General features: G+C 59.3%; 17 protein-coding genes, 1 tRNA gene and 1 pseudogene. 11 read left to right on the forward strand and 8 right to left on the reverse strand.

The genetic code is table 11. The features are described from left to right. The first annotated feature begins 99 nt into the window (after positions 1-99). The 4 genes from JFT87_RS14405 to JFT87_RS14420 all read left to right on the forward strand — a co-directional run bounded on the left by JFT87_RS14405 (position 100) and on the right by JFT87_RS14420 (position 5,024). Positions 100-516 carry a hypothetical protein gene (locus JFT87_RS14405; RefSeq protein ID WP_242487257.1) on the forward strand — a complete coding sequence of 139 codons (417 nt, stop codon included), beginning with the start codon at positions 100-102 and terminating at the stop codon, positions 514-516. Positions 517-604: 88 nt separating this feature from the next. Beyond that, on the forward strand, positions 605-1,045 hold the full coding sequence (locus JFT87_RS14410) for a chemotaxis protein CheY (RefSeq protein WP_201202236.1): 441 nt from the start codon (positions 605-607) through the stop codon (positions 1,043-1,045). Positions 1,046-1,168: 123 nt separating this feature from the next. Next, positions 1,169-1,795, forward strand: coding sequence for a response regulator transcription factor (locus tag JFT87_RS14415; protein WP_201202237.1), 627 nt, complete (start codon positions 1,169-1,171; stop codon positions 1,793-1,795). Positions 1,796-1,805: 10 nt separating this feature from the next. Beyond that, positions 1,806-5,024 carry a transporter substrate-binding domain-containing protein gene (locus tag JFT87_RS14420; protein WP_201202239.1) on the forward strand — a complete coding sequence of 1,073 codons (3,219 nt, stop codon included), beginning with the start codon at positions 1,806-1,808 and terminating at the stop codon, positions 5,022-5,024. 4 nt (positions 5,025-5,028) lie between these two features. Here the strand turns inward: JFT87_RS14420 and dkgB are convergent, their stop codons facing one another. Continuing rightward, positions 5,029-5,832, reverse strand: coding sequence for a 2,5-didehydrogluconate reductase DkgB (gene dkgB / locus JFT87_RS14425; RefSeq protein ID WP_201202240.1), 804 nt, complete (start codon positions 5,830-5,832; stop codon positions 5,029-5,031). A 242-nt stretch (positions 5,833-6,074) separates the two neighbouring features. Here dkgB and JFT87_RS14430 point away from each other — a divergent pair, with 242 nt between their 5' ends. Together JFT87_RS14430 and JFT87_RS14435 are read left to right on the forward strand one after the other, a co-directional pair. Further along, entirely contained in the window at positions 6,075-6,941 is an 867-nt protein-coding gene (locus tag JFT87_RS14430; protein WP_201202241.1) for a pirin family protein, read from the forward strand. Between the two features lie 265 nt (positions 6,942-7,206). Continuing rightward, positions 7,207-8,649 (forward strand): mechanosensitive ion channel family protein, encoded by a 1,443-nt coding sequence (locus JFT87_RS14435; protein ID WP_201202242.1) that lies wholly within the window; start codon positions 7,207-7,209, stop codon positions 8,647-8,649. 11 nt (positions 8,650-8,660) lie between these two features. Here JFT87_RS14435 and JFT87_RS14440 read toward each other — a convergent pair whose 3' ends face one another. Next, entirely contained in the window at positions 8,661-9,242 is a 582-nt protein-coding gene (locus JFT87_RS14440; protein ID WP_201202244.1) for a GNAT family N-acetyltransferase, read from the reverse strand. A gap of 129 nt (positions 9,243-9,371) precedes the next feature. Between JFT87_RS14440 and JFT87_RS14445 the strand changes: the two genes are divergently transcribed. Both JFT87_RS14445 and JFT87_RS14450 read left to right on the forward strand, forming a co-directional pair. Beyond that, on the forward strand, positions 9,372-10,166 hold the full coding sequence (locus JFT87_RS14445; RefSeq protein ID WP_201202247.1) for an exodeoxyribonuclease III: 795 nt from the start codon (positions 9,372-9,374) through the stop codon (positions 10,164-10,166). Between the two features lie 111 nt (positions 10,167-10,277). Then, the gene (locus tag JFT87_RS14450) at positions 10,278-11,105 is read left to right on the forward strand and encodes an arylamine N-acetyltransferase family protein (protein WP_201202249.1); all 828 of its coding nucleotides are present in this window, start codon (positions 10,278-10,280) and stop codon (positions 11,103-11,105) included. 2 nt (positions 11,106-11,107) lie between these two features. Here JFT87_RS14450 and JFT87_RS14455 read toward each other — a convergent pair. Then, positions 11,108-11,430: pseudogene (locus JFT87_RS14455) on the reverse strand (BrnA antitoxin family protein). A gap of 2 nt (positions 11,431-11,432) precedes the next feature. Then, positions 11,433-11,714 carry a BrnT family toxin gene (locus JFT87_RS14460; RefSeq protein WP_201202250.1) on the reverse strand — a complete coding sequence of 94 codons (282 nt, stop codon included), beginning with the start codon at positions 11,712-11,714 and terminating at the stop codon, positions 11,433-11,435. 255 nt (positions 11,715-11,969) lie between these two features. Here JFT87_RS14460 and JFT87_RS14465 point away from each other — a divergent pair, with 255 nt between their 5' ends. Beyond that, positions 11,970-13,493, forward strand: a complete 1,524-nt coding sequence (locus JFT87_RS14465) for a nucleobase:cation symporter-2 family protein (RefSeq protein ID WP_201202252.1) — start codon at positions 11,970-11,972, stop codon at positions 13,491-13,493. A gap of 192 nt (positions 13,494-13,685) precedes the next feature. Here the strand turns inward: JFT87_RS14465 and JFT87_RS14470 are convergent. Beyond that, positions 13,686-13,761 (reverse strand) — tRNA-Asn (locus tag JFT87_RS14470). 233 nt (positions 13,762-13,994) lie between these two features. Here JFT87_RS14470 and JFT87_RS14475 point away from each other — a divergent pair. After that, positions 13,995-14,225 (forward strand): hypothetical protein, encoded by a 231-nt coding sequence (locus tag JFT87_RS14475; protein WP_008007186.1) that lies wholly within the window; start codon positions 13,995-13,997, stop codon positions 14,223-14,225. Here the strand turns inward: JFT87_RS14475 and JFT87_RS14480 are convergent. Continuing rightward, a complete protein-coding gene (locus JFT87_RS14480) occupies positions 14,222-14,425 on the reverse strand; it encodes a hypothetical protein (protein WP_201202254.1) in 204 nt (67 codons plus the stop codon). The genes JFT87_RS14475 and JFT87_RS14480 overlap by 4 nt on opposite strands. Positions 14,426-14,654: 229 nt before the next feature. Next, positions 14,655-15,851, reverse strand: coding sequence for an amino acid aminotransferase (locus JFT87_RS14485; RefSeq protein WP_201202256.1), 1,197 nt, complete (start codon positions 15,849-15,851; stop codon positions 14,655-14,657). A gap of 352 nt (positions 15,852-16,203) precedes the next feature. Here JFT87_RS14485 and uvrB point away from each other — a divergent pair, with 352 nt between their 5' ends. Next, positions 16,204-18,219 carry an excinuclease ABC subunit UvrB gene (gene uvrB / locus JFT87_RS14490; RefSeq protein WP_201202258.1) on the forward strand — a complete coding sequence of 672 codons (2,016 nt, stop codon included), beginning with the start codon at positions 16,204-16,206 and terminating at the stop codon, positions 18,217-18,219. 120 nt (positions 18,220-18,339) lie between these two features. Here uvrB and JFT87_RS14495 read toward each other — a convergent pair whose 3' ends face one another. After that, complete coding sequence (locus tag JFT87_RS14495) at positions 18,340-19,830, reverse strand: MDR family MFS transporter (RefSeq protein WP_201205196.1); 1,491 nt, start codon at positions 19,828-19,830, stop codon at positions 18,340-18,342. Positions 19,831-19,875: the final 45 nt, after the last annotated feature.

A 19,875-nucleotide genomic window follows, 5' to 3' on the forward strand; every position in this document is an offset into this window, starting at 1 on the left:
TGACTCGCGGGCTTTTTTGCCTAGTGTGTGGTTTCGCACTGTGATCAGTAATTTTTCTCTAAACCGTCGAAACCTATGTCCTACAAATGCTGGCGAATATTGATCGTCGAAGAGCAGCCTTTGCTGCAAACCCGAATCGGCAAAACCCTCAACGAGCTGGGTTGCCGTGCGCTTACGGGCGTCTGTTCGTTTCGCGAACTTCTGAGCCTGATCCATTACTCGTACGAGCCCTTCGAGCAGTTTGATCTGCTGCTCATCAATGGCGAACTGCTGGCCTCTGCGGGAGTTGATCCGGTGCGGTTCTTTCAGAGCAATTCAAAAATTCGCCACGGCGTGATTTACGACACACGGCGTGGCCAGCCGCGGGCCGAGATGATTTATGCCAATCATCGGCGCCAGTTGAGCCTGGTTCACACGCCAGATCGCCAGACGCTCGGGCCTTTGCTGGATCAGCTCAATATTCAGGAGGTTGCCTCTAAATGTGCGGGCATTTTCCGAAACGCTGAATGCGGATGAATGACCCAATAATTCAGAAACTTCCTACATAAAGCAGCGTGGCTGTTGCGTAGCCTTTCGGCCTCTTGAAACGGCCAGGAGATCGACCATGATCAATAAAACCCTGCGTGTCCTGATCGCTGACGCGCAGCATTTCAACCGGATGAAAATCGAACGTTCATTCAATGCCCTTGAGTACTACCGGATTGCGCCCGTGCAAAGCCTCCTCGAGTTATTGACGCTGGTGGAGTACGGCTGTGAACCGTTCGACGTAGTGGTCATCAACGCTGAACTGGCCGCGGGCTCGCTGGAGCTGCCGGCGTTCTTCCTCGATAACCCGCAGGTGCGTCATGCCCTGATCTACAACGATCCTTCGGCACCGTTGCAGGCTGATCCGGGGTTTGCCCAGGAGAACCTGCAAATCACCCATGCCGCGTTGCCCGATGTACAGACGATCAAATCCCTGATGGCGCAGATCGATGTCTGCACCGAGCCAGCACAGTTGGCCTGGAGGCCAGAATCAGCAGCGCCACGGCGAGCCTCTGCATAAGTTCGTAACGCTGACAACTGTCAGATCTGACAGGTAGATTCGTGTCGACGTCCGTGCAACAGTCACTGTGTCGGTGACGAGTGGACAGAGCGCCATCGTCACGTCTTCGTACAGGGAGTGTTCATGAAGTCAGCGCTGATCGTCGACGATCATCCGGTGGTGCGCGCCGCCGTCAGACTCGTGCTGGAAGCGGAGCGCTTCAGTGAGATCTACGAGGCATCCAGCGGTAGAGAAGTCTTGCAATTGCTCCGCGAGCACCAACCGCAACTGGTAGTGCTTGATCTGAAGCTTTTCTCTCTCGACGGGCTCGATGTTATTGAACGGATCAAAGCCAACGATTTTGTTTGCCCGATACTGGTCTTTACCTCATGCGAAGCAGTGTTCTACCAAGAGCGTTGTTTGCGCGCCGGTGCCATGGCGTTTGTGCAAAAAACCAATGATTTGCAGCAATTGCACCAGGCAATTCAGGCGTTGATGTCTGGTTACACCTACTTCACCGCACTGCCCAATAATTCAAATTTATTGAGCGGGTTGCTGGCCACGGAAAAGCAACTGATCGACCTGCTCTCCAATCAAGAGTTGAAGATCCTTGTGCAACTGGCATCCGGTAAATCCAACAAATCCATCGCCGAAGAGATGCACCTCAGTCACAAAACCGTCAGTACGTACAAATCCCGCCTGATGATCAAACTTGGCGTCAGTTCCGCCGTTCACTTGCGTGATTTTGTCGTCCGCAATCACTTGATCTGAGAGGCCGGGCATGGGGTTTTGGCGCTGGGCTCTCATCCTGTTGGCGACTTGCGGACTGACGGCGACCGCAGGTGAAACACCGAAAATCCTGGAAATTCTGACCCGCACGCCTCTGGAAAATGTCCAGCTGCGGCTCGACGGCGCGGATCGTTACTGGTTGCGCATGCATCCGGTACTGCGCATGGGCGTTTCCGGGACGGATTACCCGCCATTTGAACTGACGCGCAATCAGCATCAACTCGAAGGGCTCAGCGCCGACTATGCCGATCTGCTCGCGCAACTGCTCGGTGTCCGGGTCGAGGTGTTGCGCTACAGCGACCGTGCGGCGGCCATTGCCGCACTCAAGCGCGGCGGACTTGATGTACTCGCCACCTCGAACAATTTCGAGCTCGCAGACCCGGAGTTGATGCTGTCGCGTGCCTACGCCGAGGATCAACCGATGCTGGTGACGCGTGTGGGTGAAGCCCCTTTGACCGATCTGGCCGGCAAGCGTCTGGCGATGGCCGAGGACTACTTGCCTTTACGGACGGTGCAGGCTTTTTATCCGCAGACCGTCATTCAACGCTACCCCTCGGACATGGATGCACTCGGCGCCGTGGCGTTCGGCGGGGTTGATGTCTACTTGGGCAGCCTCATCAGCGCCAGCCATCAGATCAACATCAATTACCGCAACGATGTGTTATTGGCCGGGCCTTCGGGGCTTGACGCCAATCCGTTCGGATTTGCCTTGCGCCGCGCCGATGTGCGACTGAAACGGATCATCGACAAGGCACTGGTCAGCATCCCGATGGATCAGCGGCAAATCATCGAGCAACGCTGGAGCGCCGGACGGGCCGACATGGCCGAGCATTCGCGGGTGCAACTCAGTGAGGGGGAGCAGCGCTGGCTGGATAGCCATCCGCGGGTGCGAGTAGGGGCCAATGAAGATTTCGCTCCATTGTCGTTTTTTGATGCCGACGGCCGGCTCACTGGGCTTGCGGCGCAATTGCTGAACCTGATCAGCCAGCGCAGCGGGATGACATTCGACATCATTCGCGGAAACTCGCTGAGCCGGCAGATCGAACAGCTCACGGCGGGTGAACTGGATGTTTTGCCGGTCATCACGCCCAGCAATGAGCTTGAAAACGAGCTGCATTTTACGCGGGCCTACTTGATCAACCCGTTTGTAATCGTCAAGGCGACGACGGCTGGCAGCCCCAGCAATCTCGACGAACTGGCCGGCAAGCGTCTGGCGATCTATCGTGCGCATCCGCTGCGCGCTTATCTCGCCGAGCATGCGCCGCAGGTCCGGCTGATCGAAGTGAAAAGCCCGGCGATGGGCATGAAAATGGTCGTCAATGGCCAAGCTGAGGCGGCTTTGAGTTCGCTGGTTGGCGCACGTTATCTGATTGCCCGTCAGTACCGCGAACATTTGCTTATCGCCACTACCGTGGGTGATCAACCGGCCAGAATCGTGTTGGCCACTTCACCGCAGGCGCCGGAACTGACCTCGATCCTGAACAAGGCCCTGCTGAGCATCTCGCCCCAGGAGATGGACGAATTAGTCGCCCGCTGGAGCAACAACGAGGTAGTGGATGACAGCTATTGGCTGCGTCATCGCCAGGCCCTGCTTCAAGGCTTTGCCGCCGCCGGTGCCTTGCTGTTACTGGCGCTGGCCTGGATCGGCTGGCAACGTCGGCAGATTCGCCAACGCCAGTTGTGGTTGCAGCAATTACAGGAGGCCAAGGACGCCGCCGACGATGCCAATCGGGCAAAAACCACGTTTCTGGCGACCATGAGCCATGAAATCCGCACGCCGATGAACGCCCTGATCGGCATGCTCGAACTCGCGCTCAAACGCTCCGAAGAGGGCGTCACCGACCGTTTTGCCATTGAGGTGGCGTCCAGTTCCGCGCAGCAATTACTGGTGTTGATCGGCGATATCCTCGACATCGCCCGCATCGAGTCCGGGCATTTGTCTCTGGCACCGGAGCGGGCCAATCTGCACGATCAGGTGTTGTCGATATGCCGGGTGTTCGAGGGGCTGGCGCGGCAAAAGCGGCTGCACTGGCACATTGAGCTGGATGCCCGCAGTGATGTCGATGTACTGATCGATCCGACCCGGTTCAAGCAGGTGCTGTCCAATCTGTTGAGCAATGCGATCAAGTTCACTGAAACCGGAGAGGTAAGCCTGCAACTGCGGGTGAGCACCACCGAGACCGCGCAACTGGCCGTCAGTGTGGCTATCGAGGACAGCGGCATTGGCATCAGTGCACAAGACCAGCAGCGCTTGTTCAGCCCGTTTGTGCAGGCCGGCGGCCATTCGCAAGTCGCTCGCAGTGGCTCCGGGCTGGGTCTGGTGATCAGCCGCAGTCTGTGCGAAATGATGGGCGGCGAGCTGCGGCTGGACAGCAAGCCTGGGCTTGGTACGCGCGTTTTCGTGTCGCTCGAAATGCCGCTGCTGGAGGCAGGTGTCCGCAACGCTGCCCTGGCACCACAAGTCAGCCTGCCGAGGCGGGCGCTGCGCATTCTGGTGGTGGATGATCAACCGGTGAACCGTTTGCTGTTGGGTTGGCAACTGAGTGAGCTGGGTCATCGCACGGTCGACACTGAGGACGGTGAACAGGGTCTGGCCTTGTGGCGCGAGCAACCTTTTGATGTGCTGATCACTGACTGCAATATGCCGCGCCGCAATGGCTATGAGCTGGCGCAGGAGATTCGGCGGATGGAGGCGCAAGCGGGATCTGCACCGTGTCTGATTCTCGGCTTCACTGCCAATGCAATGGTCGAGGAGAGGGTTCGCTGCCTGGCGGCGGGCATGGACGATTGTCTGTTCAAGCCAATCCGTCTGGAGGATTTGAGTCAGGCGTTGAGCCGCGCCAACCCGGTCGATAACGAGGTGGGAGAACTTTGCGTCACAGCCCTGAAGGATCTGGATCTGAGTGCGCTGGAGCAATTGGCCGGTGATGACCGGGCGATGATCGACCAGTTGCGTACGGAGGTCTTGCGCAGCCTGTACGTGGATCTGCGCAGGCTCGACGAATTGCGCGAGGCACCCGACTGCGGTGGGTTACGCGATCTGGCGCATCACATCAAGGGCGGTGCACAAATGGTCGGCGCGGCACGGGTAGTGTCTGCATGCGCCGACCTCGAACAGGCTTGCCGGGATGGTGAAGGTGTCGCGCTGGTCATGAGCGTCGATGCATTGCGCGAGGTCATGCAGGGTCTCGCGCAACGTCTTCAGGCCTGAACAATCAATCCCAGTGCGGGGCAATGCCTTTGGGGCTGGTCAATCGATGGCCGCGATCGAGGCCGGCGATCAGCGCCATGTCGGCCTCACTCAGGGTCAGTGCGCAGGCTTGCAGGTTGCTTTCCAGGTTGGCGCGTTTGGTCGACGACGGGATCACCGCGTAGCCCAATTGCATGGCCCAGGCCAGGGTGACCTGTGCCGGTGTGGCTTGCAGGCGCTCGGCGATCTGCTGGATCACCGGGTCCTTGAGCACTTCGCCGTAGGCCAGGGTCATGTAGGAAGTGATCTGGATGCCTTGGCTTTGGGCGAGTTCGACGACCTTGCGGTTTTGCAGGTACGGGTGCAGCTCGATCTGGTTGGTGGCGATGTTTTCAGCGCCGACCGCCGCGATGGCCTGCTTCATCAGATCCACAGTGAAGTTGGACACACCGATCTGGCGGGTCAGGCCCAGCTTCTTGGCTTCGAGCAGTGCGCCCATGAATTCTGCCACCGGCACCTGGTTTTCCGGCGATGGCCAGTGAATCAGCGTCAGGTCCAGGTAATCAGTCTGCAAGTTACGCAGGCTTTGTTTGAGGCTGTCGATCAGTCGATCCTTGGCGAAGTTGGCGACCCAGATCTTGCTGGTGATGAACAACTCATGACGCGGGACGCCGCTGTCGGCGATGGCTTGGCCGACGTCGGCTTCGTTTTCGTAGATCTGCGCGGTATCGACGACCCGGTAGCCCAGTTCAAGACCGGTGCTCACCGAATCGATGACCACCTGACCTTGCAGGCGAAAGGTACCAAGACCGAATGCGGGAACAGACATTGATGACTCCAGGGTTGCAGTGGGAATGAGCACGAGTATCCGCGCCGATGTCCTTGAGAAAAACCGCTGATAAGGCAAAGCAATGTTTACCGCAAGTCATGAATCTTTTGCAGAACTCAGAACCGGATCATGGCTGACTGTTCTCCTCATGGAACGCTGAGGGCGATTTTTGCGGTCTAGTGCATTAATGGTTGTGGATTTATGCTTAATCCATCGCGTCACTTACCCCATTGGAGACAACCTTGAAAAACATCATCGGTATCTACACCAGCCCGGGGGCGCATTGGGTCGGCGACGGTTTTCCGGTGCGTACGCTGTTTTCCTACGACATCCTGGGCAAGCACATCAGCCCGTTTCTGCTGCTTGATCACGCAGGTCCGGCTGAATTCACCCCGACTACCGAGCGTCGTGGCGTCGGCCAGCACCCGCACCGCGGTTTTGAAACCGTGACCATTGTCTATAACGGCGAGCTGGAACACCGCGACTCCAGCGGCGGCGGCGGCAAAATTGGCGCGGGCGATGTGCAATGGATGACCGCCGCTTCGGGGATTATCCATGAGGAGTTCCACTCCGAAGGTTTCGCCAAAAGCGGCGGCACCCTGGAAATGGTTCAGTTGTGGGTTAACTTGCCGGCCAAGGACAAAATGGCCGATGCCGGTTACCAGACGATTCTCGATAGCGACATCCCGAGCATCCCGCTCAAGGACAGCGCCGGCAGCCTGCGCTTGATCGCCGGTGAGTTCGACGGCCACACCGGCCCGTCACGCACTTTTACGCCAATCGATGTCTGGGACCTGCGCCTCAATGGCGGCAAGTTGCTGACCCTGGATTTGCATGAGGGTCGCAACACCGCGCTGGTGGTGCTGCGCGGCACGGTGCAGGTCAATGGCCTGGAATGGGTGCGCGAAGGGCAATTGGCACTCTTCGAACGCGACGGTGCTCAGCTCAGCCTGGAAGCCAATAATGACGCGGTGGTGTTGTTGCTCAGCGGCGAGCCCATCCACGAGCCGATCGTTGGCCATGGCCCGTTTGTGATGAACAGCGAACAGGAGATTCATCAGGCCTTTGCCGATTACCAGTCGGGCCGGTTCGGGCGGATGAGCGGCTGAGTTCGGCAACAACGCAACACCCCTGTGGGAGCGGGACTGTGGCGAGGGGGCTTGCCCCCGTTGGGTCGCGAAGCGGCCCCGGCACTTCTAAATTCAACCGCATGCAATGGGTTTACGACTGCTTCGCAGCCGAACGGGGGCAAGCCCCCTCGCCACAGTCCCGCTCCCACATTGGTTTTTGCGTTGTTCTCACAGCAACAATTGCTCCTACACTGTGCCCAATCCGTGCGATCTTCACGTCATTGGCCCTTGCTGGAGTTGCTTGATGCTGTCACTGCTCACCGATCACCCGTTGCTCATCGCATTGGTCCTGATCCTGATTGATCTGGGTCTATGGCGTTTGATCAGCACCAACGGCAGCAACTGGAAACTGGTCGTGCGCCTGGTGATTTTCTCGTTGTTCAGCGTTTTGTTGTTCAACGAAGGCCTGAACCCGATGGAGCCGGCGCCCTGGGCCGACAACGTAGCGCTGCACCTGGCCGCCACCGGTTTGCAGATCGGCTGGTGGCTGTTCGGTGCGCGAACCCTGACGGTGCTGATCGGTGCGGTGATGATGCAACGGGTCGGGCACACCGGGCGTTTGCTTCAGGATCTGCTCGGCGCGGTGATTTTCCTGATCGCGATCATCGCGGCCATGGCCTACGTGCTCGACCTGCCGGTCAAAGGCGTACTGGCCACCTCCGGCGCGGTGGCGATCATCGTCGGCCTGGCGCTGCAAAGCACCCTCAGCGATGTGTTCTCCGGCATCGTGCTGAACACCACCAAGCCTTATCAAATCGATGACTGGATTTCCATCGACGGCACCGAAGGCAAGGTCACCGACATCGACTGGCGCGCCACGCGGATGCAAACTTCCCAGGGCAGCATGGCGGTGATTCCCAACTCGCTGGCGGCCAAGGCCAAGATCATCAACTTCAGCCGCCCGAGCGATATTTTTGGCGTGTCTATCAGCCTGCAACTGAGCCCCCACGCCCGCCCGCACACGGTGATCGAAGCGCTGGAGCGAGCCATGCAGGGCTGTCGCTTTCTGCTCAATAAGCCGGCGCCATGCGTGGCGTTGAAAAGCTCCAGCAGCAGCGGCGTGGAGTATGAAATCAGCGGTTTTGTGGTGTCCATGGACCAGAAACGCATGGTCCGCAATCAACTGTTCGACCTAGCGTTCCGGCACCTGCAGGCCTCGGGCGTCAGCCTGTTGTCGAGCGTCGAACCCAACGCGCCCGCCAGCCTGTCGCGGCCACGGGCACTGCTGGAAAGCTCGAGCATTTTCTCCACCCTGCGCCAGGAAGAGAAAGAAACCTTCAGCCAGAACATGACACTGCAAACCTTCCGCGCCGGGGAAATGATCCTGGCGGGCGGCGAGGTCAGCGATCACCTGTTCATCATCGAATCCGGCGTGGTCTCGGTGGCCCTGAGCCGCGCCGGGGTCAAGTTCGAGGCCGGGCGCATGGGGCCGGGGGAGGTGATCGGCGAGGCCGGGATCCTTTCGGACGAATCCGTACCGGCGGACTTTTCGGCCAAGACCTTTTGCGCGTTGTATCGCATCGAGAAGGAATACCTCAAGCCGTGCCTCGATGCTCGGCATGACATCAGCGAAGCGATGAAGGCGCTGCTCGATTATCGTCTGCACACCGCACAGGCGCTGACCCGGGAAGTGCCGACAGTGGTGGAGAAAAAAGGCTTCCTGCAATGGTTGCGCAGTCGCGCCTGAACACCTTGGCGTTACGCGTAAGCAGCGAGCTTCTGTTCCAGGTGGCGGCGCACTTGCGGCCACTCATCATCAATGATGCTGAACCGCACCGAGTTGCGTTTGCGTCCGTCCGGCATGATCCGCTCGTGGCGCACGATGCCTTCCTGTTGTGCGCCCAGCCTGAGGATCGCGTTGCGGGATTTCTGGTTGTTTTCGTCGGTGGTGAATTGCACCCGAACGCAATCGAGCACTTCGAAGGCATGGCGCAGCATCAGGTACTTGGCTTCGGTGTTGACGAAGGTTTTCTGCCAACTGGCGCCGATCCAGCTACTGCCGATTTCGAGCTTGCGGTTGAGCCGGTCGACTTTCCAGAAGCGTGTCGAGCCGATGACCTTGCCCGTGTCCTTGAGCACAATGACGAACGGCAGGACGCTGCCGGCGTCGCGTCCGTCGAGGGCTTTTTTGAGGTAGCTGTCGACGGTGGTCGAGGAGGGCACGATGGTGACTGTCAGGTTCCACAGTTCGCCATCTGCGGCGGCGCGCACCAGCGCTTCGGCATCGGTGTATTGAAGCGGGCGCAGAAGGATGCGCTGACCTTGCAGTGTGGTTTGCATGGGATTCAGGTCTCGGCAGAGCAGGCGAATGGCGAGCGCCTATTACGCCGCAGCAGGCTGATCCGATGCAACCGCCACGATGTTCACGAGGTCACAATTTTCACAGCCCATGGGCAGGAGCCTCAGCCGATGAAAAATTTGCGAATCGCGACGTTCAACGTCAACGGCTTGCGTGCGCGGTTGCCAAGCCTGCTGGCCTGGCTGACGCGAGAACAACCCGACATCGTCTGCTTGCAAGAGCTCAAATCAGTCGACAGTGCTTTCCCCGCCGCGGAGCTGGAAGCGGCCGGGTACGGTGCGATCTGGCACGGCCAGTCCTCGTGGAATGGCGTGGCGATCCTGGCCCGGGATGCGCAGCCGCTGGAGAGTCGGCGCGGCCTGCCGGGAGACGAAAGCGACACCCAGAGTCGCTACCTCGAAGCGGCGGTTCACGGGGTGCTGGTGGGGTGCCTGTACTTGCCCAATGGCAACCCGCAGCCGGGGCCGAAGTTCGATTACAAACTGGCGTGGTTCGAACGCCTGATCAGTTATGCACAGGCGCTTCAGGGCAGCGAGCATCCGGTGGTGCTGGCCGGCGACTACAACGTGGTGCCCACTGACCTGGACATCTACAACACACGCTCCTGGCTCAAGGACGCGCTGCTGCAACCCGAGAGTCGCGAGTGTTATCAGCGACTGCTGGATCAGGGCTGGACCGATTCCCTGCGTCATCTTTATCCCGAGGATCGTCTCTATACGTTCTGGGATTACTTCCGTCAGCACTGGCAGACAAACTCCGGCTTGCGCATTGATCATCTGCTGCTCAACCCGGCGCTGAGTCCGTACCTGCAAGAGGCTGGCGTCGATGCCTGGGTGCGCAACGAGCCCCATGCCAGCGACCACGCGCCGACGTGGATTCGGCTGGGGGCGCGCAAGCGGCGTTGATTTTTTGTGGACGGCGATTGGCGAAATCAATTGTCGGACAAAGTGCTTTATCCCTTATATATGGCGCCCATCGGCGGAGTGATCCGCGGCACCGTGCATAAGGACCGAGCAATGAGTGAGCCACGCCTGACGTATCTGAACCTATATTTGCAACGCTTGGGTTTCAGCGCTACCCCTGCGCCAACCCTGGAAACCCTGCGTCAACTTCAACTGCGCCACACCGGTGCTTTCCCGTTCGAGAACCTCACCACGTTATCGGGCGAGCCGGTACTGATCGATTTGCCTTCGGTCGAGCAAAAAGTCCTGCATCAGGGGCGCGGTGGTTACTGCTACGAACTGAACAGCTTGTTCCTGGCCTTGCTGCAGGACTTGGGTTTTAACGTTCGCGGTATCAGCGGTCGCGTAGTACTCGGCCAGCCCGAAGGCACGTGGACGGCGCGCACCCACCGCTTGAGCCTGGTGACCCTGGACGGCGTACGCTACATCAGCGACGTCGGCTTCGGCGGCATGGTGCCCACCGCGCCGCTGATGCTCGACACCCTCGACGAACAGCTCACGCCCCACGAGACGTATCGCATCGAACAGCATGAGGACGGCTACACGCTGCGCGCCAACGTTGCCGGTGAGTGGCGGGCGATGTACGTCTTCGACCTGCAACGCCAGGAAGGCATCGATTACACCCTCGGCAACTGGTACGTCTCGACCCATCCAGATTCGCCGTTTAATAAGCGTTTGATGGTGTCGCTCACCGGGGAGGGGTGGCGGCGGACATTGAGCGACGGCAGTTTCACCATTCACCGGATTGGCAGCGAGAGCGAACGGCGTGAGGTGAGGGATGTGGATGAGGTGATTGAATTGCTGGCGCACGAGTTTGATCTTCGTGTGCCTGCCCAGCCCCATGTTCGCCAGTCCCTGGCACGGATGCTTGTGCCGGCCTGAGGCTAGGGTTTGGCGTCCGGCTCGAGCATCCGGCGAATCTCTCCGGCCGCTGCCGAGAGCTTTTTTCAAGGCTTTTGAGGTCGGTGGCGGTGAGGCCTGCTCCGAGTGGCGTCGGCTGTTCGTTCTGCTCCTGCTTGCCGGTGTCGAGCAGGACATGGCGCAGTGTGTTGTTAATCACTGTCTGATAACCAAACCCCTCGTTCTCCGCGAGGGAGCGAGCCGCCTCGATCACGGCATCATCGAGCATGATGGTGATGCGTGTTTTTCCTTTGCTGGAGGCAGCCGCCCCGCGCTTGGCGTTACTGAAGTCGTACTCGTCTTTCATGGTCATGCCTCCTTGTACTGACGGCGCTCGTTTTTGGTGGCGATGCGCGCGGAAATAATTCGAACGAAATTCGGGTCGCGCCAAGTGTAGGCAACCACCAGCAAACGACCTTTCGCATCCTGCCCCAGGATGATCCAGCGCTGCTCATCGTGATCGCAGTCCGGCAGCGTCAGGGCTCGCTCGTCATCGAATACCGACTCGGTATCCGCAAGGCTGACGCCTCGATGCTTGAGTTTGTTGGCCGCGTTCTTTGCCTTGTCGTACTGAATTTCGAATGGCTTCATTATGCATACTTTATATGTATAAAAAAGAGGGCATCCGTGCCGGCGGTCGCCATGAACACTTCAGCGTAGTGGGGGTGGGCGTAGGCGCCGGAGGGGATGTGTTGCCGGATTTGTGGGGGATGGAAGCCGCGGGATAGAAGCTTGGGTGGCTACCTATCCATAATCTGACTGATGAGTTGTATACAACTCTATAGACATTTGTCCTGAGTCTTGCATACAGTGTGCGCATAACAAAAACCAGGGAACCCCCCAACCATGAAAACGCCCCATGTTTCACACCAACGGCCTGAGGATGAAAACCTTGGGATCGGCGCGAATATGGCTTACGGCCTGCAACACGTTCTGACCATGTACGGCGGCATCGTTGCGGTGCCATTGATCATTGGCCAGGCCGCCGGGCTCTCGCCGGCGGACATCGGTTTGTTGATTGCTGCATCTTTGTTTGCGGGGGGCTTGGCGACGTTGCTGCAGACCCTCGGGTTACCGTTTTTCGGTTGTCAGTTGCCGCTGGTTCAGGGCGTGTCGTTCTCCGGCGTCGCGACCATGGTGGCGATTGTCAGCAGTGGCGGGGAGGGTGGTTTTCAGTCGATTCTCGGGGCGGTCGTTGCCGCGTCGTTGATCGGTTTACTGATCACGCCGGTGTTCTCGCGAATTACCAAGTTCTTCCCGCCGCTGGTCACCGGCATCGTCATCACCACCATCGGCCTGACGCTGATGCCGGTGGCCGCCCGCTGGGCCATGGGCGGCAACAGTCATGCGCCGGACTTCGGCAGCATGGCAAATATCGGTCTGGCGGCGGTGACACTGGTGCTGGTATTGCTGCTGAGTAAAATCGGTAGCGCGACCATCTCCCGATTGTCGATCCTGTTGGCCATGGTCATCGGCACCGTGATCGCCGTATTTCTCGGCATGGCTGACTTCTCGTCCGTCGCCCAAGGCCCGATGTTTGGCTTTCCGGCGCCGTTCCACTTCGGCATGCCGACCTTCCACTTTGCCGCGATCCTGTCGATGTGCATCGTGATCATGGTGACCCTGGTTGAAACCTCCGCCGACATCCTCGCCGTGGGCGAAATCATCGGCACCAAGGTTGACTCCAAACGTCTGGGCAATGGCCTGCGCGCCGACATGTTGTCGAGCATGATCGCGCCGATCTTCGGTTCCTTCACCCAGAGTGCGTTCGCCCAGAACGTTGGCCTGGTGGCGGTGACCGGCATCAAGAGCCGCTTCGTGGTGGCCACTGGCGGTGTGTTCCTGGTGATCCTCGGCCTGTTGCCGTTCATGGGCCGGGTCATCGCCGCCGTGCCGACCTCGGTACTCGGCGGCGCCGGTATCGTGTTGTTCGGCACCGTGGCCGCCAGCGGCATTCGTACGCTGTCCAAGGTCGACTACCGCAACAACGTCAACCTGATCATCGTCGCCACCTCAATCGGCTTCGGCATGATCCCCATCGCCGCACCGAACTTCTACGATCACTTCCCGAGCTGGTTTGCGACGATCTTCCATTCGGGCATCAGTTCGTCGGCGATCATGGCCATTGTGCTGAACCTGACCTTCAACCACTTCACCACCGGCAACTCGGATCAGCAGTCGGTGTTCGCGGCAGCGGATGAGCGCACCTTGCGCTTCCGTGATCTGGCGGCGCTGCGTGAAGGCGATTACTTCAGCGAAGGTAAACTGCGCGATTGCGATGGTAATGAAGTGCCGGTGATCGAGCCGGATGATCACGACCATGGACATGGCGCGCCGAAAGCGCAGGCGAAAAGCAGCGAGCATGTCTGACTGCGGTAGCTGAATGGAAAAGGGCCCATCGGGCCCTTTTTCAGATCAAAAGATCGCAGCCTGCGGCAGCTCCTACAAGAGATTGGATTTCATCGTGCAGGAGCTGCCGAAGGCTGCGATCTTTGAGCTTTTCGAGCGCCCACAAAAAAGCCCCTGGACCTTTCGATCCAGGAGCTTTTCGGTACTTCTGTCTGGCTCCACGACCTGGACTCGAACCAGGGACCCAGTGATTAACAGTCACTTGCTCTACCAACTGAGCTATCGCGGAATGGCGTGTATGTTACTGATTCAAAAAGAGAAGTCAAGCGCCCATTGGTAACTTGACCGATTCAATGGCACGAACGGTGGTTTATCGGCCATTGGCGGTTACCAGAACCGTAGCAGAGGTCTACCATAGCCGCCCGGAAGTGTTTACACGCGCTGCCGGCCATTCGCCGAAAAGGTAAGCGCCATGAACCATCCCGCATTCTTCACAGCACCTCGACTTAATGAGGTGTTCGCATGAGCATCGCTCAGATCAGCCTGCCCAAAGGGGTTGGCCCGCACGCCGAGAAACTGTTCGACGCCATCACTCAGGCCAGCACCGCCGACGAATTGAACCGCGCCGGTGGCAAGGCTGAAGGGTTCGTCCTTGGCCTGGAAAGCACCAAGGCCATCAAAAGCCAGGTCGCTGAGTCGCTTTACGTGGCCTATGACGACGCCGCCAGCCAGCGCGCGACCGAACTGGCCTAACCGCCGAAGGTGAAGGTGCCGAGCATCAGCTTGGCATACAGCATCGTTGCGCCCAATTGCACCAGCCATAAGGCCAGGCCGCCGAGAAACACACCGGCAGCCACTTGCAGCACCAGGCTGTTACCGCGTTTGGCCGGGGTGGTGCGGGGCACGAAGTGGTCCAGTTCGTCCCGGTCAGCGCGTAGGTCATCGTTTTTCATGTGGGTTCTCGTAGAATTCCAGGGTGTACACAAAACCTGTGGGAGCAAAGCTTGCTCGCGAAGGCGTCAGGTCAGTCGCCATTATCATCGGCTGACTCGACGCCTTCGCGAGCAAGCTTTGCTTCTACAGTTTTGAGTTGTTTGCAGTTTAGAGGGTGTAGAGCAGTTTCCGTGACGAATAAAAAAACGGGAAGCCCAAGGGCTTCCCGTTTTTCGTACCGCGTGAGACTCAGATCACCGCAACGATGGACTTCGTCACCACGTCGATATTGTTCTGGTTCAGCGCGGCCACGCAGATGCGGCCGGTGTCCAGAGCGTAGATGCCGAACTCGTTGCGCAGGCGGGTGACTTGCTCAACCGTCAGGCCGGAGTAGGAAAACATGCCGCGTTGACGACCGACAAAGCTGAAATCGCGCTGCGGAGCTTGCTTCGCCAGTTGCTCAACCATCTGGATGCGCATGCCGCGAATCCGCAGGCGCATTTCGGCCAGTTCCTCTTCCCACTGCGCGCGCAGTTCCGGGCTGTTCAGCACAGCGGCGACGATGCTTGCACCGTGGGTCGGCGGGTTGGAGTAGTTGGTGCGGATCACGCGTTTGACTTGCGACAGCACGCGCGCGCTTTCTTCTTTCGATTCGCTGACGATCGACAGGGCGCCAACGCGCTCGCCGTACAGCGAGAACGATTTGGAGAACGAGCTGGACACGAAGAAGGTCAGGCCCGACTCAGCGAACAGGCGCACAGCGGCGGCGTCTTCGTGGATGCCATCGCCAAAGCCCTGGTAGGCCATGTCGAGGAACGGCACGTGACCTTTGGCTTTCACCACGTCCAGAACGTTGTTCCAGTCGGCGGGGCTCAGGTCAACGCCGGTCGGGTTGTGGCAGCAAGCGTGCAACACAATGATCGAGCCGGACGGCAGGGCGTTCAGGTCTTCGAGCAGGCCGGTACGGTTAACGTCATGGGTCGCGGCGTCGTAGTAGCGGTAGTTCTGCACCGGGAAACCGGCGGTTTCGAACAGCGCGCGGTGGTTTTCCCAGCTCGGGTCGCTGATTGCCACAACGGCGTTCGGCAGCAGTTGTTTGAGGAAGTCGGCACCGATTTTCAGTGCGCCCGTGCCGCCAACGGCTTGGGTGGTGATGACACGGCCGGCAGCGATCAGTGGCGAGTCATTGCCAAACAGCAGTTTCTGCACAGCCTGGTCGTAGGCCGCGATGCCGTCGATTGGCAAGTAGCCACGGGAAGCGTGTTGAGCGGCGCGAATCGTCTCGGCTTCGACAACGGCGCGCAGGAGTGGAATTCGCCCCTCCTCGTTGCAATAAACACCGACCCCCAAGTTGACCTTGTCGGTTCGGGAATCGGCGTTGAATGCTTCGTTGAGGCCCAGGATTGGATCGCGTGGTGCCATTTCGACAGCGGAGAACAGGCTCATTTTTGCGGCGGCTCTGAATGGAGTGTGGAGGGACGTGTCGCGCTCCAGCCGAATGCACTAGAGCGGTGCACAAACGGGGAGCTAGTATAGAGGCCATCTGCGATTGCTGGCGACAGACGATTCGGCTTTTTGGTTAAGTTTTTTCGATTATTTTTCGACCGTTAGTCGAATGGCATCGTCAAAGACTTCGAGGGATGTAGGACGTTTGCCTTGAAAGCGAGGGCAATCGGCTCCACATTGAGCACAATCCAGTTTTTTCCTCGGGCGACGTGAGTCGTTTGCGGCCTTTCTCGCTCCTGTCGGTTTGACCGGGCTGGCGCGAAACCCTGCTCCGAGAACCCAGAGGTACTTCATGTCTGAATTCCAGCTAGTCACCCGCTTCGAGCCTGCCGGCGATCAGCCGGAAGCCATCCGCCTGATGGTCGAGGGCATCGAGGCCGGGCTGGCGCACCAGACGTTGCTCGGTGTGACCGGCTCGGGCAAGACCTTCAGCATCGCCAACGTGATCGCCCAGGTGCAGCGGCCGACCCTGGTGCTGGCGCCGAACAAAACCCTGGCCGCACAGTTGTACGGCGAGTTCAAGGCGTTCTTCCCGAACAACGCCGTCGAGTACTTCGTTTCCTACTACGACTACTACCAGCCCGAAGCCTACGTGCCGTCGTCGGACACCTTCATCGAGAAGGATGCCTCGATCAACGACCACATCGAGCAAATGCGGCTCTCGGCGACCAAAGCGCTGTTGGAGCGCAAGGACGCGATCATCGTCACCACGGTGTCGTGCATCTACGGTCTGGGCAGCCCGGAAACCTATCTGAAAATGGTGTTGCACGTGGATCGTGGCGATAAGCTCGATCAGCGTGCGTTGCTGCGTCGTCTGGCGGACCTGCAATACACCCGCAATGACATGGATTTCGCCCGGGCGACCTTCCGGGTGCGCGGTGATGTGATCGACATCCACCCGGCGGAATCCGACTTTGAAGCGATCCGCATTGAGTTGTTCGACGATGAAGTCGAAAAGATTTCCGCCTTCGACCCGTTGACCGGCGAAGTCACCCGCCAGTTGCCGCGTTTCACCTTCTACCCGAAAAGCCACTACGTGACGCCACGGGAAACCCTGCTCGGCGCCATCGAAGGGATCAAGGTCGAGCTTCAAGAGCGTCTGGACTACCTGCGCAGCAACAACAAATTGGTGGAGGCTCAGCGCCTCGAGCAGCGCACCCGTTTTGACCTGGAGATGATTCTCGAGCTGGGTTACTGCAACGGCATCGAAAACTACTCGCGCTACCTGTCGGGCCGTGCCTCCGGCGAGGCGCCGCCGACCTTGTTCGACTACCTGCCGGCCGACGCGTTGTTGGTGATCGACGAGTCCCACGTCAGCGTGCCGCAGGTCGGCGCCATGTATAAGGGCGACCGTTCGCGTAAAGAGACGCTGGTGGAATATGGTTTCCGCCTGCCGTCAGCGCTGGATAACCGGCCGATGCGTTTCGATGAATTCGAAAACATCAGCCCGCAGACTATTTTCGTCTCGGCGACGCCGGGCAACTACGAGGCCGAACATGCCGGTCGCGTGGTCGAGCAACTGGTGCGCCCGACGGGTCTGGTGGACCCGCAAATCGAAATCCGTCCGGCGCTGACCCAGGTCGACGATTTGCTCTCGGAAATCGGCAAGCGCGTGGCTCTGGAAGAGCGGGTGCTGGTCACCACGCTGACCAAGCGCATGTCCGAAGACTTGACCGATTACCTGGCCGACCACGGCGTGCGAGTGCGCTACCTGCACTCGGACATCGACACCGTCGAACGGGTCGAAATCATCCGCGACTTGCGCCTTGGCACCTTCGACGTGCTGGTCGGGATCAACTTGCTGCGTGAAGGCCTGGACATGCCGGAAGTGTCGCTGGTGGCGATTCTCGATGCCGACAAGGAAGGCTTCCTGCGTTCCGAGCGCTCGCTGATCCAGACCATTGGCCGGGCGGCGCGCAACCTCAATGGTCGGGCGATTCTGTACGCCGACCGGATTACCGGTTCGATGGAACGGGCAATCGGCGAGACCGAGCGCCGACGCGACAAGCAAATTGCCTTCAACCTCGCCAACGGCATCACGCCCAAAGGCGTGTTCAAGGACGTCGCCGACATCATGGAAGGCGCCGTCGTACCAGGCTCGCGCAGCAAGAAGCGCAAAGGCATGGCCAAGGCTGCCGAGGAAAGCGCCAAGTACGAAGCGGAATTGCGTTCGCCGGGCGAGATCGCCAAGCGCATCAAGGCGCTGGAAGAGAAGATGTACCAGCTCGCCCGCGATCTGGAGTTCGAAGCGGCGGCGCAGATGCGTGACGAGATTGGCAAGTTGCGGGATCGGTTGATCGCCGTCTGATATTTGCGACGTTAGTTATGGCCTCTTCGCGGGCAAGCCTCGCTCCTACAGGATCACATTGAACCCTGTAGGAGCGAGGCTTGCCCGCGAAGGCGTTCGAAAGAACACCTCAACAATATGCTAGTGCGCCTCACCAGCCTTCAACCCCGCCGGCAACGCCTTGGTCAGCAACACCGCAAGCATGCTGATCCCCAGCGCAATCCCGACAAAGTGAAACGCATCGTTGTAGGCCATGATCGACGCTTGCTGGTGCACGATTTCGCTCATCTTGCCCAGCGCCGCCGTGTCGCTGCCAAACCGGTCTGCCATCGATGCCATACGCTCGGCGACCTGCGGGTTGCTCGGCACAATCGACTCGCGCAAATAATCAAAGTAGGTCTTGGTCCGCGCATCCAGCAAGGTCGCGAGGAGGGCGATGCCAATCGCGCCGCCGAGGTTACGCAGGATGTTGAACAGGCTCGACGCCGACCCCGCGTCCTGGGGCAGGATGTACGCCGTGGCGATCAACGAGATGGTCACCATTATCAGCGGCTGGCCCAGTGCGCGGATGATCTGGATCTGATTGAACTGCGGCCCGGCAAAGTCCGGGTTCAGCACGCCTGATGAAAAACTCGCCAGCCCGAACAGCCCGAAACCGAGCGTGCACAGCCACTTCGGCGAGATGAACTTCATCAGCTTCGGTACCAGCGGAATCAGGAACAACTGCGGCACGCCCATCCACATGATCACTTCGCCGATCTGCAGGGCGTTGTAGTTCTGGATCTGCGCCAGGTACAGCGGCAATAGATAAATCGAGCCGTACAACCCGACCCCCATTCCCAGGCTGGAAATACTCGATAAACCAAAGTTGCGATTGCCCAGGATGCGCAGGTTGATCAGCGGGTTGGGCTTGGAAAATTGCACGATGACAAAGGTGATCAGGCTGAACAGCGCGATGCTGCCCAGAGTCACGATCAGGCTCGATTCCAGCCAGTCCTTGCGGTGGCCTTCCTCCAGAAATACCTGCAAACAGCCCAGCCCGACGCCGAGGGTGAGGATGCCCATATAGTCGGTGCTTTTAAGCAGTTCCCAGTGGGATTCCTTCTTCTCCAGGCCATACATCAGGCCGGCGATCATGATCAGGCCTGGTGGGATGTTGATGTAGAAGATGTACTGCCAGCCCCAGTTTTCCGTCAGCCAGCCACCGATAGTCGGGCCGATGGAGGGCGCAAAAGTGGCGGTCATGGCAAACATCGCCATGCCTTTGGCGCGGTGGTGTTCCGGGAGTTTGATCAGCGTCAGGGTGAACGCCAGCGGGATCAGCGCGCCGCCGGTGAAGCCCTGCAAGGCGCGGAACACGATCATGCTCTCCAGGCTCCAGGCCATCGAGCAAAGCAAGGAAGCGCCGAGAAATCCGAGCGACACCCACACCGCCAACCGTCGCGCCGAGAGCAACTGCACCAGCCATGCGGTCAGCGGGATCATGATGATTTCCGCCACCAGGTAGGAGGTGGAAATCCACGAGCCTTCCTCCAGGGTCGCCGACAGCGCGCCTTGAATGTCCTTGAGCGATGAGTTGGTGATCTGGATGTCGAGCACGGCCATGAAGGCGCCGAGCATCACGCTCATCACCGCAATCCAGTCCCGCCGGGTCGGCTCGCCGGCCGGGCGGAGCAG

The sequence above is a fragment of the Pseudomonas sp. TH15 genome (assembly GCF_016651105.1).
Taxonomy (GTDB): Bacteria; Pseudomonadota; Gammaproteobacteria; order Pseudomonadales; family Pseudomonadaceae; genus Aquipseudomonas.